The organism is Phaeovulum vinaykumarii, assembly GCF_900156695.1.
Taxonomy (GTDB): domain Bacteria; phylum Pseudomonadota; class Alphaproteobacteria; order Rhodobacterales; family Rhodobacteraceae; genus Bieblia_A; species Bieblia_A vinaykumarii.
The window spans coordinates 143,301-158,485 of sequence record NZ_FTOM01000005.1 but is presented as its reverse complement, the minus strand read 5'-3'; the positions used below and the strand labels follow the sequence as shown (position 1 = coordinate 158,485).

The 15,185-nt window shown below is 69.4% G+C and carries 12 protein-coding genes; 9 read left to right on the top strand and 3 right to left on the bottom strand.

Going from position 1 to position 15,185, the window contains the following annotated elements; genetic code table 11:
• Nucleotides 1-78: 78 nt before the first annotated feature.
• Genes zwf through pgi form a run of 3 tightly spaced genes read left to right on the top strand, consistent with a single transcriptional unit; the run spans nucleotide 79 to nucleotide 3,828 of the window.
• Nucleotides 79-1,533 carry a glucose-6-phosphate dehydrogenase gene (zwf, locus tag BW949_RS11440; protein ID WP_076366308.1) on the top strand — a complete coding sequence of 485 codons (1,455 nt, stop codon included), beginning with the start codon at nucleotides 79-81 and terminating at the stop codon, nucleotides 1,531-1,533.
• Nucleotides 1,530-2,201: a 6-phosphogluconolactonase gene (pgl, locus tag BW949_RS11435; protein ID WP_076366178.1), complete on the top strand. Its 672-nt coding sequence runs from the start codon at nucleotides 1,530-1,532 to the stop codon at nucleotides 2,199-2,201. Before zwf ends, pgl begins: the two co-directional genes overlap by 4 nt.
• A 16-nt stretch (nucleotides 2,202-2,217) precedes the next feature.
• On the top strand, nucleotides 2,218-3,828 hold the full coding sequence (gene pgi, locus BW949_RS11430) for a glucose-6-phosphate isomerase (RefSeq protein ID WP_076366306.1): 1,611 nt from the start codon (nucleotides 2,218-2,220) through the stop codon (nucleotides 3,826-3,828).
• 138 nt (nucleotides 3,829-3,966) lie between these two features.
• Here the strand turns inward: pgi and BW949_RS11425 are convergent, their stop codons facing one another.
• Nucleotides 3,967-5,199 carry an MFS transporter gene (locus BW949_RS11425; RefSeq protein WP_076366176.1) on the bottom strand — a complete coding sequence of 411 codons (1,233 nt, stop codon included), beginning with the start codon at nucleotides 5,197-5,199 and terminating at the stop codon, nucleotides 3,967-3,969.
• Nucleotides 5,200-5,353: 154 nt separating this feature from the next.
• On the opposite strand from BW949_RS11425, the gene BW949_RS11420 reads away from it, so the two are divergent.
• The 4 genes from BW949_RS11420 (at nucleotide 5,354) to BW949_RS11405 (ending at nucleotide 8,649) form a co-directional block, all read left to right on the top strand.
• A complete protein-coding gene (locus BW949_RS11420) occupies nucleotides 5,354-5,980 on the top strand; it encodes a DNA-3-methyladenine glycosylase family protein (protein WP_076366174.1) in 627 nt (208 codons plus the stop codon).
• Nucleotides 5,977-6,651, top strand: coding sequence for an alpha/beta hydrolase (locus tag BW949_RS11415; protein WP_076366172.1), 675 nt, complete (start codon nucleotides 5,977-5,979; stop codon nucleotides 6,649-6,651). Before BW949_RS11420 ends, BW949_RS11415 begins: the two co-directional genes overlap by 4 nt.
• Before the next feature lie 873 nt (nucleotides 6,652-7,524).
• On the top strand, nucleotides 7,525-8,109 hold the full coding sequence (locus tag BW949_RS11410; protein WP_076366169.1) for an HNH endonuclease: 585 nt from the start codon (nucleotides 7,525-7,527) through the stop codon (nucleotides 8,107-8,109).
• Between the two features lie 90 nt (nucleotides 8,110-8,199).
• Nucleotides 8,200-8,649, top strand: coding sequence for a hypothetical protein (locus BW949_RS11405; protein WP_143524447.1), 450 nt, complete (start codon nucleotides 8,200-8,202; stop codon nucleotides 8,647-8,649).
• A 58-nt stretch (nucleotides 8,650-8,707) separates the two neighbouring features.
• Here BW949_RS11405 and serS read toward each other — a convergent pair whose 3' ends face one another.
• Entirely contained in the window at nucleotides 8,708-10,000 is a 1,293-nt protein-coding gene (gene serS, locus BW949_RS11400; RefSeq protein ID WP_076366165.1) for a serine--tRNA ligase, read from the bottom strand.
• A 256-nt stretch (nucleotides 10,001-10,256) separates the two neighbouring features.
• Between serS and BW949_RS11395 the strand changes: the two genes are divergently transcribed.
• Nucleotides 10,257-11,258, top strand: a complete 1,002-nt coding sequence (locus BW949_RS11395; protein ID WP_076366163.1) for an efflux RND transporter periplasmic adaptor subunit — start codon at nucleotides 10,257-10,259, stop codon at nucleotides 11,256-11,258.
• The gene (locus BW949_RS11390) at nucleotides 11,248-14,493 is read left to right on the top strand and encodes an efflux RND transporter permease subunit (protein ID WP_083947737.1); all 3,246 of its coding nucleotides are present in this window, start codon (nucleotides 11,248-11,250) and stop codon (nucleotides 14,491-14,493) included. Before BW949_RS11395 ends, BW949_RS11390 begins: the two co-directional genes overlap by 11 nt.
• Before the next feature lie 106 nt (nucleotides 14,494-14,599).
• Here the strand turns inward: BW949_RS11390 and BW949_RS11385 are convergent, their stop codons facing one another.
• Nucleotides 14,600-14,902, bottom strand: coding sequence for an ArsR/SmtB family transcription factor (locus BW949_RS11385; protein ID WP_235816289.1), 303 nt, complete (start codon nucleotides 14,900-14,902; stop codon nucleotides 14,600-14,602).
• Nucleotides 14,903-15,185: the final 283 nt, after the last annotated feature.

Sequence of the window (15,185 nt, the reverse complement as noted above, 5' to 3'; positions counted from 1 at the left end):
GCTAGACTCGGGCAAACGGGGTGCAGAATGCGCCGCTTGCGCCAACAGCCGGAGCCAGCCATGACCACCGAGCAGAACATGGTCTCGCGCGTGATCCCGGTCGATCCGTTCGACTTGGTGATCTTTGGCGCGACGGGGGATCTGGCGCAGCGCAAGATCCTGCCGGGGCTGTTCCGGCGCCATGTCGCGGGGCAGATGCCGACCGATGCGCGCGTGATCGGGGCGGCGCGGTCGGATCTGTCTTCGGCAGAGTTCCGCGCCATGGCCCGCGAAACGATCGCCGCGCATGTCGATCCCGCGCTGCAAGACGCCGCCCTTCTGGAGGATTTCCTGTCCCGGCTGGACTATGTGGCGCTGGACGTGCAGGCCGGCACCGGCTGGGAGGCCCTGCGCAGCCTGGTGCGCCCCGATGTCGTGCAGGCGTTCTATTTCTCGGTCGCCCCTGTGCTTTTCGGCGATCTGGCCGAGGGGCTTCAGGCGCAGGGCATCGCCGGGCCCGGCGCGCGCATCGTGGTGGAAAAACCCTTCGGGCGGGATCTAGCCTCGGCGCAGGCGCTCAATGCCACGCTGGCGGCGCATTTCGAGGAAAGCCAGATCTACCGGATCGACCATTATCTTGGCAAGGAAACGGTCCAGAACCTGATGGCCGTGCGCTTTGCCAATATCCTGTTCGAGCCGCTGTGGAACGCGCAATATATCGACCATGTGCAGATCACCGTGGCCGAGACCGTGGGCGTGGGCGGGCGCGGCGCCTATTACGACCGCTCGGGCGCGCTGCGCGACATGGTGCAGAACCACATGATGCAGCTTCTGTGCCTGATCGCCATGGAGCCGCCCTGGCATTTCGACCCCGATGCCGTGCGCGATGAAAAGCTCAAGGTCATTCGCGCGCTGCAACCCGTGGGCCGCGGCGATATCGTGCGCGGGCAATATCTGGCGGGGGGCGGGGGTCCGGGCTATCTGGAAGACGCGGGCAACCCCTCGTCGGACACCGAAAGCTATATCGCGCTGCGGGTGCATGTGGCCAACTGGCGCTGGAAGGGCACGCCCTTCTACCTGCGCACCGGCAAGCGGCTGCGCGCGCGCACCTCCGAGATCGCCATCACCTTCAAGGAGCCGCCGCATTCGATCTTCGACGATGCCCGCGGCTGGCGCGAGAACGTGCTTGTCATCCGCCTGCAACCCAACGAGGGCATCAACCTCAAGGTGATGATCAAGGAACCGGGTCCGGGGGGGATGCGGCTGGTGCAGGTGCCGCTTGACATGTCCTTTGCCACCGCGCTGGGGGCCGAGGGGGCGGATATGCCCGACGCCTATGAACGCCTCATCATGGACGTGATCCGCGGCAACCAGACGCTGTTCATGCGCGGCGACGAGGTCGAGGCCGCCTGGGCCTGGACCGATCCGATCATCGCTGGCTGGCAGGCGCGGGGCGATCGGCCGCAACCCTATGATGCGGGCTCATCGGGCCCCGAGGATGCGCTGATGCTGATGCACCGCGACGGGCGGCGCTGGCGGGAGATCCGCGAATGAAGATCATCGACTATCCCGATGCCGAGGCGCAGGCGATCGCGCTGGCCGACCGGGTGGCCTCGGACCTGCGCGCGGCGCTGGCGCACAAGGGCCATGCGTCGCTGTGCCTGCCGGGGGGCACGACGCCGGGGTTGATGCTGGAATGCCTGTCGGCGGCGCCTCTGGACTGGGCGCAGGTGACGGTCTTTGCGGGCGACGAACGCTGGCTGCCCGAAAGCGCGGAGCGGTCGAATTCGGGGCAGATCCGGGCGCGGCTGATGCGCGGGCCGGCGGCGGCGGCGCAGATGGTGTCCATGGCGGCGCGCGGGCAGGGGCTGGCCGAGACCGCCGCGCGCCTGTCCGAACGGCTGGCGCCGCATCTGCCGATCGACGTGCTGGTGCTGGGCATGGGGCCCGATCTGCATGTCGCCAGCCTCTTTCCCGGCGCGCCGGAACTGCCCGCGGCGCTCGCGGCGCAGGCGCCGGTGGTGATGGCGCTCCATCCGCCCACCGCCGCCGAGCCCCGTCTCAGCCTTTCGGCGCGGGTTCTGCGCGGGGCGGCCTGCATTCATCTGTTGATTTCCGGGGCGGAAAAGCGCGCAGCCCTGGCGCGCGCCGCCCGCCTGCCCGAGACCGAGGCGCCGGTCCGGGTGATCCTGAACGACGCGCGCATTCACTGGACGGCATGACATGAGCAAGAAGACCCTGGAAGCCGCCTGGGCGCGGCTGGCGGCGCATCACAAATCGGTGGCGGCGCGCCCGATCTCCACGCTCTTTGCACATGGCGACCGGCCGGCCGAATTCAGCGCGACGGCCTGCGGCTTCCTGTTCGATTATTCCAAGACGAACATCGACCGCGAGGGGCGCGAATTGCTGCTGGAACTGGCCGAGGCGGCGCAGATCGGGACCGCGCGCGCGGCCATGTTCACCGGCGAGAAGATCAACCGCACCGAGGGCCGCGCGGTCCTGCATACGGCGCTGCGCGCGCTGGACGCCGAGGTGCAGGTGGACGGGCAGGACGTGATGGCGGCGGTGCGCGCCACCCATGCGCGCATGTGCACCTTTGCCGAGGCCGTGCGCAGCGGCGCCTTCACCGTCTCGGGCGGGGCGGTGCGCGATGTGGTCAATATCGGGATCGGGGGCTCGGATCTGGGCCCGGCGATGGCCTGTCTGGCGCTTGCGCCCCAGGCCGACGGGCCGCGGTGCCATTTCGTGTCGAATGTCGATGGTGCGCATGTGCATGACGTGCTGGCCGGGCTCGATCCTGCGCGCACGCTGGTCATCGTGGCCTCGAAGACCTTCACCACCATCGAGACGATGACCAATGCCGGCCATGTGCGCGACTGGCTGGCGGCGGCGGGGCTGGATCCGGCGGCGCATCTGGTGGCGCTGTCCTCGGCCACGGGGAAGACCGCCGAATGGGGGATCCCGCCCGCGCGCGTCTTCGGCTTCGAGGATTGGGTCGGCGGGCGCTATTCGGTCTGGGGGCCGATCGGGCTGTCGCTGATGCTGGCGATCGGGCCTGCGCGGTTCAACGATTTCCTGGCCGGCGCGGCGGCGATGGACCGCCATTTCCGCGAGGCCCCCTTGCAGGAGAACCTGCCCGTGCTGCTGGCTCTGGTGGGGATCTGGCACAACCAGATCTGCGGTCATGCCACGCGGGCGGTGTTGCCCTATGACCAGCGGCTGGCGCGGCTGCCGGCCTATCTCCAGCAGCTGGAGATGGAAAGCAACGGCAAGCGCGTGGCGATGGACGGTCAGGATCTGACCCGCCATTCGGGCCCCATCGTCTGGGGCGAGCCGGGCACCAACGGCCAGCACGCCTTCTATCAGCTTCTGCATCAGGGCACGCGCATCGTGCCGGCGGAATTCCTGATCGCGGCGCGCGGGCATGAGCCCGATCTGGACAACCAGCATCGCCTTCTGATCGCCAATTGCCTGGCGCAGGCGCAGGCGCTGCTGGAGGGCCGCAGCCTCGAGACCGCGCGCGAGATGATGGCCGCCAGGGGGTTCACGGGGGACGACCTGGAGATGCAGGCGCGCCACCGGGTGTTTCCGGGCAACCGGCCCTCGACGCTTCTGGTCTATGAGCGGCTGAGCCCCGCGGCTCTGGGGGGGATCCTGGCGCTTTACGAGCACCGGGTCTTTGTCGAGGGGGTGATCCTGGGGATCAATTCCTTTGACCAATGGGGGGTGGAGCTGGGCAAGGAGCTGGCGCTGGCGCTGGCGCCGGCGCTGGAGGGAGAGGCCGTGCCGGCCGAGCCTTCGACCGCGGCGCTTGTGGCGCATCTGCGCGCCCTGCGCGGTGAGGCCTGAGTTTCGGGGCACCGCGTTCTGATGGCCTGAGTTTCGAGGGGGGAGGCGGGCTTGGCCCCATCGAGGGGCCGCGCCCGCCGGGGGCCTGCGGCCCCCACGCGCCCGTGACGACGGGTCTCCCCCCGGGTTTGGGGCGGTTCAGCGGGTTTCGCGCGGGCGCAGCACCAGCCAGATCAGCGCCGCCCCGGCCAGCACCAGGAAGGGCAGCATGGCCAGGTTGACCGCCTGCCAGCCCGCCTGCGGATTGCCCGAGGACGCGCAGTTCATCAGGCTGCCCGAGGACAGCGACGCCAGGAACACCCCGCCGAAGACCACGAAATCGTTCATCCCCTGGACATGGCCGCGCTCGGCCGGGCTGTGGGCGGCGGTCAGCATCGCGGTCGAGCCGATGAAGCCGAAGTTCCAGCCGATCCCGAGCATGATCAGCGCCAGATAGAACCGCTCAAGCTCGACCCCGCCCAGCGCCACCGCCCCCGAGGCCGCCAGGATGAAGAGCCCCACGCCCACGATCGTCTCGCGGCCGAAGCGGGCGATCAGATGGCCGGTGAAGAACGACGGCAGATACATCGCCAGCACATGCGCCGAGACGATATCGGCCGCGTCGCCCTGATCGAAGCCGCAGCCCACCACGGCCAGCGGTGTCGAGGTCATCACCAGGTTCATCAGCGCATAGGAGACCATGGCGCAGATCATCGCCACCGCGATCGTCGGGTCGCGCAGCAATGCGCGCCGGCTGCGCGGGGCGGGGCCTTCGGGGGCGTGCTGTGCGGCGGGTGCGGGCCGGGGAATGTCGAGAAAGGCGAAGAGCAGCGGGCCCAGCAGGTTCAGCCCGATGATGACGAGATAGGTCGCCAGGAACGGGATCACCATCGCCTGGGCGGTCTGCTTGACCAGCTGCGGGCCGATGATCGCGGCCGCCAGCCCGCCCGCCAGCACCCACGAGATCGCCTTGGGCTGGAACCCCTCGGGGGCGGTGTCGGTGGCGGCGAAGCGATAGAAGCCCTGGGCGGACATGTAGACGCCGGTCAGCGCCGAGCCCAGCAGATAGAGAGGGAACGAACTGACATAGAGCGCGCGCGCCGCGATGGCCGCCCCCAGCGCGCCCATCAGCGTGGCCAGGATGAAGCCCGCGCGCCGCCCGTAGCGCGCCATGAATTCCGACAGCGGCTGCGCCGAGAGGACCGAACCCAGCACGATCAGCGACAGCGGCAGGGTCGACCAGCAGGGGTTCTCGGCCAGCGACTGGCCCGCCAGCCCGCCGACGATGAAGATCATCGACATCTGCGCCCCCAGCACGGCCTGCGCGAGGACGAGAATGCCCACATTGCGCAGGCTGCGGGAATCGGGGCGGGTGGGGGCGGGCGCGCTCATTCCCAAGCCCTAGCCAATGCCGCCCCGCGGGGAAAGGGGCTTGGCGCGGCCTGCCCGTCAGGCGCGGGGGGAGGGCGGCGCCTTGGTGACGAAATCCGCACTGGCCCCAGGCCGGACGATCGTGCAGGGTAGGGACAAACGGAGGCCCGCGCCCGTGCCCGGACGCATCATCGAGACCGAAGACGACATCGCCGAGGGCAGCGCCGCGCTGGTCGCGGCCGAGCCGCGCTTTGGCACCGTGCTGGCCGCAGGCCCGCTGCCGCTGCGCCGGATCGAGGACGGCTTTGGTGCGCTGCGCGATGCGGTCGTGGGCCAGCAGGTGTCGGTGGCGGCGGCGCGCGCGATCCGCGCCCGGCTTGCCGAGGCCGGGCTGGCCGACGAGGCCACCCTGGCCACCGCCGACCCCGAGGCCCTGCGCGCCTGCGGCCTGTCGCGCCAGAAGATCCGCTATCTGACCGGCATCGCGTCGGCGCGGCTCGATTATCCCGCGCTGCGCCGCCTGCCCGATGACGAAGTGCGCCGCACGCTGGTCGCGCTGCCCGGCATCGGGCGCTGGACCGCCGAGATGTATCTGATCTTTGCGCTGGGCCGGGCCGATGTCTTTGCCCCCGACGATCTGGCGCTGGCCGAGGCGGCGCGGATGCTCTTTGATCTGCCCGAGCGGCCCAAGACCCGTGCCTTCGACGCGATGGCCGCCGCCTGGTCGCCCTGGCGCGCGGTTGCGGCGCGCGCGCTCTGGGCCTATTACGCGCAAAGGCGCAACAGGGAGGGTGTCGGATGACCCGGACACTGGCGACGGAACGGCGCGCGGCGCGCGCGGGCAAGGCGACCTCGGCGGTGGCGTTCCTGCATGGCTATGGGGCAGACGCCAACGATCTGATCGGGTTGGCCGATCCGCTGGCCCCGCATCTGCCCGAGACGGTCTTTCTGGCCGCCGATGCGCCCGAGCCCTGCCGCGGCAATCCCTTCGGGCGGCAATGGTTCCCGATCCCCTGGCTGGACGGTTCCTCGCAGGAGGAAGCCGCCGCCGGCATGGCGCAGGCGGCGGCCGATCTCGACGCCTGGATCGACGGGCTTCTGGCCGACGAGGGGCTGACGCCCGACCGGCTGATCCTTTTCGGATTCTCGCAGGGCACGATGATGGCGCTGCATGTGGCGCCGCGCCGGGCCGAAGCGGTGGCGGGGATCGTGGCCTTCTCGGGGCGGCTTCTGGTGCCCGAGCAGCTGGCCGCCGAGGCGGTTTCGCGCCCGCCGGTCCTTCTGGTGCATGGCGATGCCGATCCGGTCGTGCCCTTCGAGGACATGCGCCTGGCCGGCGAGGCGCTGGTGGGCGCGGGATTCGAGACCTACGGGCATGTCATGCGCGGCGAGGGGCACACGATCTCGATGGAGGGGCTGTCGGTTGCGGCCGGCTTCATCCGCGACCGATTCGGGGTGGCGGAGCCGGGCTGACGGGTGGGTCAGAACGGGCGGGTCTGAAGCGGGCAGGGTTGGGCGGCAGGGTTGTGGCTTTTGCAAAGCAGCCATGACGCGAATATGTCAAAAGCGTGATAAAGGCTTGAAACACCCCTCCCGGACCCCCATCATCAGATCAGCATCACGGGAGGTCGCATCATGCAACTGGCTCTTCTCTCCGCGTCCGCGCTGATCGTTCTTGGAACGGCTGCGCTCTGGGCCTTGCCCAAGCCCGCGCCGCGTCCCGTGCCCGTTCGGGTGCGCGCCCGCCGCTGAAGCGCTGTGCGCAAGGGGGGCTTCGCTTTCATGCGCATTCCGCCTGCGTGATTGTCTTGCCTGTGATCTGACAGGCCTGCCGTGACTGAAGCCTGCATCTGGCCCCGGATCGTGCATCCGGGGCTTTGTCTTGTTGCGCCCCCACCCGTTTCTGGCCCCGTCTTTGGCCCCCATCTTCGCGTGCTGCCCGTTTTCCGGGCAGATCCGGGCGCCGTCATATCCATGTCACAGCCGCCCGCTAAGCCCGCAGGCATCGTGGTATTGCGCGCTTGCCAGCGCCCAACCGCGATATATAGTCGAAGCTAGGGGCCGCGCGCTCTGCGACGACCCCCGATCAAGCGGGAACCCGTCGATGTCTGCTCCTCACGCCCGAATATGCGGCAAATCCGGTGGTCCGGGGCGCCCAGCCCGCCCGGATGTCTGCGCCGCCCCCCGGATGGACCGCGTCGCGCCCCGAACGCGCCGCGCCGCCCCCAGCCGGACCCGGTGGGTCGAGCCCCTGAGCTGTTCGGGGCATCTGTGCGCCGACATTGCCATCCCTTCGCAAGAGCGCGTGCCCGGCACGCGCTTTTCGTCTTTTCGGGGGGGGCGCGCATGAACGCTCCGCTCCGCTCGGGCCCCGATCTGGCGCATCTGCGCACGCTGGTCCTGAATGCCGACATGCAGCCCCTGTCCTGGGCGCCGCTGTCGGTCTGGTCCTGGCAGACCGCCTTCGTTGCGGTGATGCAGGAACGTGTCATCCAGGTGAAGACCTATGACGATGTCGTCGCGCGTTCGGGCAGCGGCGCCTTCGAGGTGCCCGCCGTCGTGGCGCTCAAACGCTATCGCAAGCGGCGCAAGGTGGCCTTCACGCGCTATCATCTGTTCCTGCGCGACGAATTCCGCTGCCAATATTGCGGCGGGCGCTTTTCGGCGCGCGAGCTGACGTTCGATCATGTGGTGCCGCGCTCGCGCGGGGGGCGCACCTCGTGGGAAAACATCGTGGCCTGTTGTTCGGCCGACAATCTGCGCAAGGGCAACAAGACCCCGCGCGAGGCCGGGATGAAGCTGATGCGCGTGCCGTTCGAGCCCAGCCCCCATCAGCTGGACGCCGCCGCGCGCAAACTGCCGCTGGCGCAGGCGGAACTGCATCAGACCTGGCTCGATTTCCTGTATTGGGATGCAGAGATAGAGCATTGATGACGCGCGCAGGGGCGCGCGATCTGTGCGTGGGATCAGGATGATGCGCGACAAAGATCATGTGTCGGTGCCGCGGTGAGGCCGCCTGACGTGGGGCCCCGAAACGTCGCCCCGCCGCCCGTTCTGCAAGACCTGCCGCCGGGGGTCTCGGCGCGTGTGCTGCCGGCCTTCTTTCGCATCGGGGGGCCGTGGGCGGTGCCGCAGGTCCAGTATTCGCTGCCCTTGTCGGGCCTCAAGCTCGTGCATTGCGCCGATCCCGCCACGCCGGTCATCTTCACCGGCGGCTCGGACGGGCTTCATATCTTTCCCGCCGCGCCCCCCACGGTCCGGTGCCTGATTGCGGTGCTGCGCGATGACATCCTGGGGCGCGTGCCGCTGCGCGGGGCGCGTTTCGAGGTGGGCGACGGGATCGTCCTTGCCCGGCAATGGGGCCGCTGGGGGATCGTCAAGACCGGCGAGGGGATGGGGCCCGAACGCCTGGCCCCCGCCGATCTCGAGGCGCTGGCCGTGTTGCTGGAACACGCCCTGGCGGCGGGGTAAGGCCGCCAAGGCCGGGGTCAGAACCCGAAGATCAGAACCGGAAAAGATCGGGCGCGGCTCAGGCCAGCGCGCCCTCGGCCGTCAGCGTGCTGCGCCCGCCCAGATAGGGCACCAGCGCCGCGGGCAGCGTGACCGAGCCATCCGCCTGCTGGCCGTTTTCCAGCACCGCGATCAGCGTGCGCCCCACCGCCAGCCCCGAGCCGTTCAGCGTATGCACGAATTCGGGCTTGGCGCCTTCGGCCGGACGGAAGCGGGCGTTCATGCGCCGCGCCTGGAAATCCCCGCAATTGGAGACCGACGAGATTTCGCGGTAGGTGTCCTGACCGGGCAGCCACACTTCCAGATCATGCGTCTTGATCGCGCCGAAGCCCATGTCGCCGGTGCACAGCACGACGCGGCGATAGGGCAGCTCCAGCCCCTCGAGGATGGCTTCGGCGCAGCGGGTCATGCGCTCGTGCTCGGCCTCCGACTCTTCGGGGCGGGTGATCGACACCATCTCGACCTTCTCGAACTGGTGCTGGCGCAGCATCCCGGCGGTGTCGCGGCCCGCGCTGCCGGCCTCGGAGCGGAAGCATTGCGTATGGGCGACATGGCGGCGCGGCAGGCTGGCGGCCTCGAGGATCTCGCCGTTGACCAGGTTGGTCAGCGTCACCTCGGCGGTCGGCACCAGCCACCAGCCGTTCGTGGTCTCATAGCTGTCCTCGCCGAACTTGGGCAATTGGCCCGTGCCATACATCATCTCGGGACGGACGAGGACGGGGGTCCAGGTCTCGGCCAGGCCGTGGCTCTCGACATGGGTGTCGAGCATGTATTGCGCCAGCGCCCGGTGAACCCGCGCCACCGCCCCCGACAGCACGACGAAGCGCGCCCCCGAAAGTTTCGCCGCCGCCTCGAAATCCATGCCCGCCTGCACGGCGGCAAGCTGGTAATGCTCGCGCGGGGCAAAGTCGAAGGCGCGCGGGGTGCCCCAGCGTTTCACCTCGACATTGTCGGCCTCGTCGGCGCCATCGGGCGTGTCGGCGGCGGGCAGGTTGGGAATGGTCATCAGCAGATCGCGCAGCGCCGCGTCCCGCGCGCCGGCCTCGGCGGTCAGGCTGGCCACCTCGGCCTTCTTCTCGCCCACCAGCGCGCGCAGGCGCTCGAATTCGGCCTCGTCGCCGCGGGCCTTGGCCGCGCCGACCTGTTTCGAGGCGGCATTCTGCGCGGCTTGCGCCGTTTCGGCGGCCTGGATGCAGGCGCGGCGGGCCTCGTCGAGGGCCAGCACCTCGGCCGACATCGCCGCCAGCCCCCGGCGCGACAGCGCGGCATCGAAGGCGGCAGGGTTTTCGCGGATGGCGCGGATGTCATGCATGGCGGACCTCGGAACGGTTGATGCGGTCGGTTGAAGGCGGATCGGCGCGCGGCGGATCGGCAGCGGCGCCCCCGGCTGGCTTTCCCATAGCCGATCGCGCCGCCGCGGGGAAGATCGCCGCCCGGCGGGCCGAAGGGGTGCGGCGCGCAGGTCACGCCGCTTGCGCGGGGACCGATTTGGGGTTGAAATCGACGCGAACAGGTCATATTCAAAACGGCGAATGTGAATATATCCCTGCCGATCCGAGGAGAGCCAGATGCTCAGAGCCGTGATGACCGCCTGCCTGGTGTTGCTGTGTGCCGCCACGGCCAGCGTTGCCGAAGGGCCCGTGCCCGCCCGACGGGTCGAGCTGACCGACTGGAAGGCGGTCTATGCCCGCGTCGAGGCGCGCGATTCCATCCCCGCCCGCGCCCGGCTGGGCGGCACGCTGGTCGCGCTGGCGGTCTCCGAGGGCGACAGCGTGACCGCGGGCCAGCCCATCGCGCGGATCGTCGACGAGAAGATCGCGATCCAGCTCAAGGCGTCGGATGCCGAGCTTGAGGCGCTGCGGGCCGAGCTGGAGAATGCGCGCGCCGAGCTGAAGCGCGGCGAGGAACTGCGCGCTCGCGGCGTGACCACCGAACAGCGGCTGGACGCGCTGCGCACCCAGGTCAACGTTCTGGAAAACACCATCGCCGCCAAGCAGGCCAGCCGCCGCGTGATCGAGCAGCAGGCCGCCGAGGGCGACGTGCTGGCGCCGCTGGCGGGGCGGGTGCTGTCGGTGCCGGTGGCGCGCGGGGCGGTGGTGATGGCGGGCGAGACCGTCGCCACCATCGGCGGCGGCGGCTTCTACCTGCGCCTGGCGCTGCCCGAACGCCATGCGGGCCTTCTGCACGAGGGCGCCGCCATCGCCATCGAGTCGGCGGGGTCCGCGGGGCAGGGGCGTCTGGCCAAGGTCTATCCGCAGATCGAGAACGGCCGCGTTCTGGCCGATGTCGAGGTCGAGAACCTCGACGCGGCCTTCGTGGATGCGCGGGTTCTGGTGCGGGTGCCGCTGGGCCGGCGTGCGGCGCTGGTGGTGCCCAAGGCGGCGCTGGCCACGCGCGCGGGGCTTGATTTTGTGACCGTGCTGGCCGATGGCGGCCGCGCGCTTGAAGTGGCGGTGGTGCCCGCGGCGGTCGAGGAAATCGACGGCGTCGAGATGGTCGAGATCGTCTCGGGCCTTGCCGAAGGCGATCTGGTGATGATCGGTGCGGAAGGGGCGGCCCATGAGCAATGATCCCACGACCGCGGGCCCCGAAAACGCGTCCGGGGGCGCGCCTGCCAAGGTCAAGCTGGGCCTGGCCGGGTTCCTGACACGCGCCTTCATCCGTTCGCCGCTGACGCCCCTGATGGTGATGGCGGCGCTGGCGGCGGGCCTTCTGGCGCTGGTCAGCCTGCCGCGCGAGGAAGAGCCCCAGATCTCGGTCCCGATGGTGGATATCCACATCTCGGCGCCGGGGCTGCGCGCCGAGGATGCCGTGCGCCTGGTCACCGAGCCGATGGAGACCATCGTCAAGGCCATCAACGGCGTCGAACATGTCTATTCCCAGACCAACGACGACCAGGCGCTGGTCATGGCGCGCTTCGAGGTCGGCACCTCGTCGGATGCCGCGATCCTGCGCGTGCACGAGAAGGTGCGCGCCAACATGGACCGCGTCCCCGTCGGCATCGACGAGCCGCTCGTGGTGGGCCGCGGCATCGACGACGTGGCCATTGCCGCGATCACGCTGTCGGGGCGCGCCGACGGCCCGCCGGTCTCGGCCGCCGATCTGACCGCGATCGCGCGCACCTTGCGCACCGAGATCATGAAGGTCGAGAATGTCGGCCTGACCTATTTGGTCGGCGACAGCCCCGAGATCCTGCGCATCGCCCCCGACCCCGAGCGGCTGGCGCTCTATGGGGTGACGCTGCAACAGCTCTCGGGCAAGCTGTCCGAGGCCAACCGCGTCTTCGGCACCGGCATGATCCATGACCAGGGCGAGGAAATCTCGCTGGTGGCGGGCCAGACGCTGACCACCCCGGCCGAGATCGCGGGCCTTTTGCTGACCACGCGCGATGGCCGCCCGGTCTATGTGGGCGACGTGGCCGACATCTCCTTTGCCGAAGGGGGCACCGACACGATCGTGGCCAATGTCACCCGCGCCGCGGATGGCAGCGCCGCGCGCACGCCCGCCGTTACCCTGGCCGTGGCCAAGCGCGCCGGGGCCAATGCCGTCATCGTGGGCGAGGCGATCATTCACCGCCTGCACGAGATGGAAGGCACGATCATCCCCGACAGCGTTGCGGTGCAGATCACCCGCGACTATGGCGAGACCGCCAACGAGAAGGCCAACGAACTGCTGTTCCACCTCGGGCTGGCGACGATCTCGATCATCGTGCTGGTCTGGGCGGCGATCGGCTGGCGCGAGGCCGTCGTGGTGGCCATCGTCATTCCCGTGACCATCCTGCTCACGCTGTTTGCGGCGTGGTTCATGGGCTACACGCTCAACCGCGTCAGCCTGTTTGCGCTGATCTTCTCGATCGGGATCCTGGTCGATGACGCCATCGTGGTGATCGAGAACATCGCCCGGCACTGGGGCATGAAACGCGGCGGCAGCCGGGTCGAGCGCGCCATCGAGGCGGTGGCCGAGGTCGGCAACCCCACTATCGTCGCCACGCTGACCGTGGTCGCGGCGCTGTTGCCGATGCTGGCGGTCTCGGGGCTGATGGGGCCCTACATGTCGCCCATTCCGGCCAATGCCTCGGGGGCGATGATCTTCTCGTTCTTCGTGGCGGTGATGATCACCCCCTGGCTGATGGTCAAGATTGCCGGGCGCGCGCCGCTCCATGATGTCGAGGGCCATGCCCACGGCGGGCGGCTGGGCGCGCTCTATGCCCGCGTCGCGCGCCCGATCCTGGCCACTAAGGCGCGCGCGCTGACCTTCCTTCTGGTCACCGTCGTCGTGTCCTTCGGCTCGATGGGGCTGCTTTACACCAAGGACGTGACCGTCAAGCTGCTGCCCTTCGACAACAAGTCCGAGCTGTCGGTGGTGATCGACCTGCCCGAGGGCGCTTCGGTCGAGGCCACCGATGCCGTGGCCCAGCGGGTCGCGGCCGAGGTGCTGAACCTGCCCGAGGTGGTGTCGGTCCAGACGCATGCCGGGGCGGCCTCGCCCTTCAACTTCAACGGGCTGGTGCGCCATTACTATCTGCGCCAGTCTCCGTTCCAGGGCGATGTCCAGGTCAATCTGCTGCCCAAAGCCGACCGCGACCGCGCCAGCCACGACATTGCGCTCGAGCTGCGCGAGCGGATCTCGCGGCTCGATCTGCCCGCGGGGACGGTGCTCAAGACGGTCGAGCCCCCGCCGGGCCCGCCGGTGATCGCCACGCTTCTGGCCGAGGTTTATGGACCCGACGCCGAGACCCGCCGGGCCGCCGCCGCGCGCATTCGCCAGGCCTTCGAGGAGGTGCCCTTCGTCGTCGATGTCGACGACAGCTTCGGCGTGGCGCCGCGCCGGCTGCGCGCGCGGATCAACTCGGACGACCTCGAATTCTTCGAGGTGGCGCAATCGGATGTCTTCGACACGATCGGCATGCTGAACGGTTCGACCACGCTTGGCTATTCGCATCGCGGCGACGGTCGGCACCCGATCCCGATCGTGATGGAGCGCACGCCCGGCCAGGACGTTCTGGACGAGGTTGCGCTTTCAACCCCGATCCCGGCCAATCTGATGCCCGGCGCGCGCGGGGTGGTCGAGCTGGGCGATGTGGTCAGCGTGTCCGAGGAACGCGCCTCCTTCCCGATCTTCCGCCACAACGGGCGCGCGGCCGAGATGGTCACCGCCGAGCTGGCGGGCGATTACGAGGCGCCGCTCTATGGCATGCTGGCGGTCGAGGACCGGCTCGACCAGATGGACTGGCCCGAGGGGATGAAACCGGTCATCTCGCTGCATGGCCAGCCCGAGGACGAAAGCCACGTCACGCTGCTGTGGGACGGCGAATGGGAAGTGACCTGGGTCACCTTCCGCGACATGGGCGCAGCCTTCGGGGTGGCGCTTCTGGGGATCTACATCCTGGTCGTGGCGCAATTCGGCAGCTTCCGTCTGCCGCTGGTCATCCTGACCCCGGTGCCGCTGACCTTCCTCGGGATCATGGGCGGGCACTGGCTGTTCCATGCGCCGTTCTCGGCCACCTCGATGATCGGCTTCATCGCGCTGGCGGGGATCATCGTGCGCAACTCGATCCTGCTGGTGGATTTCATCCGCCATGCCGACACCACCGGCAAGACCAAGGTGGATATCCTGATCGAGGCCGGCGCCATCCGCTTCAAGCCGATCCTGCTGACGGCGCTGGCGGCGATGATCGGCGCGGCGGTGATCCTGGCCGACCCGATCTTCCAGGGGCTGGCGATCTCGCTGCTCTTCGGGCTCCTGAGTTCGACGCTGCTGACGGTGCTGGTGATCCCGGCCATCTACCGCGTCTTCCGCACCTGAGGCGGGCACGGCACGAAACCGAAAAAGGGCCGCCCCTGGGGGCGGCCCTTCTGCATTCCGGGTGGGGCACCGTTTCGGGGGGCGCCGTGTTGGGCGCGTCAGGGCGTCAGCCGCGGCTACAGAACATTTCGTAGATCAGTTCGATCAGACGCGCGGCGCGCGGATCGCTCAGCGAATAATAGATCGCCTTGCCCTCGCGGCGGCACGAGACCAGCCCCTCAAGCCGCAGCCGCGCCAGCTGCTGGCTGACCGCGGCCTGGCGCGAATCGAGCAGGGTTTCGAGCTCGGTCACCGAACGCTCGCCCGAGGACAGGTGGCACAGGATCATCAGCCGCCCCTCATGGGCCAGCGCCTTGAGAAAGGCCGACGCCTCCTGGGCGCGGGCGGTCATTTCCTCGGCGTCGAGCATCCCGCAACGTTCCGCGGGCCGCCCGTCCAGTGCGAAACCATCGGGCATATCGGCCGGCAGGGCGGCCATCTCGAAGCCGCTCGTGGCGGTGTCGGGGCCGGGTTTTGCACGCTGCGTCGGCATGATCTTGTCGTTCTCCCGTGGTTTCGAGGCGCGCGGCCCCGTCGTTTTCGTGGTTCGTCCGGCCACAGGGGGCCCACAGGGGGCCGGTTTCGGGCCGATATCGCGGTGCAAGGACCGCGGCCCTGTCGCGCGCCGGCTGCTTCTAGACCGTCTGCGCGCC

Bases quoted from the DNA above. Each gene is read 5' to 3' on its own strand.
- BW949_RS11395 (WP_076366163.1), top strand. From the start codon at position 10,257: ATGCTCAGAGCCGTGATGACCGCCTGCCTGGTGTTGCTGTGTGCCGCC.
- BW949_RS11415 (WP_076366172.1), top strand. From the start codon at position 5,977: ATGACCCGGACACTGGCGACGGAACGGCGCGCGGCGCGCGCGGGCAAG.
- pgl (WP_076366178.1), top strand. From the start codon at position 1,530: ATGAAGATCATCGACTATCCCGATGCCGAGGCGCAGGCGATCGCGCTG.
- BW949_RS11410 (WP_076366169.1), top strand. From the start codon at position 7,525: ATGAACGCTCCGCTCCGCTCGGGCCCCGATCTGGCGCATCTGCGCACG.
- BW949_RS11425 (WP_076366176.1), bottom strand. From the start codon at position 5,199: ATGAGCGCGCCCGCCCCCACCCGCCCCGATTCCCGCAGCCTGCGCAAT.
- BW949_RS11385 (WP_235816289.1), bottom strand. From the start codon at position 14,902: ATGCTCGACGCCGAGGAAATGACCGCCCGCGCCCAGGAGGCGTCGGCC.
- serS (WP_076366165.1), bottom strand. From the start codon at position 10,000: ATGCATGACATCCGCGCCATCCGCGAAAACCCTGCCGCCTTCGATGCC.
- BW949_RS11390 (WP_083947737.1), top strand. From the start codon at position 11,248: ATGAGCAATGATCCCACGACCGCGGGCCCCGAAAACGCGTCCGGGGGC.
- zwf (WP_076366308.1), top strand. From the start codon at position 79: ATGGTCTCGCGCGTGATCCCGGTCGATCCGTTCGACTTGGTGATCTTT.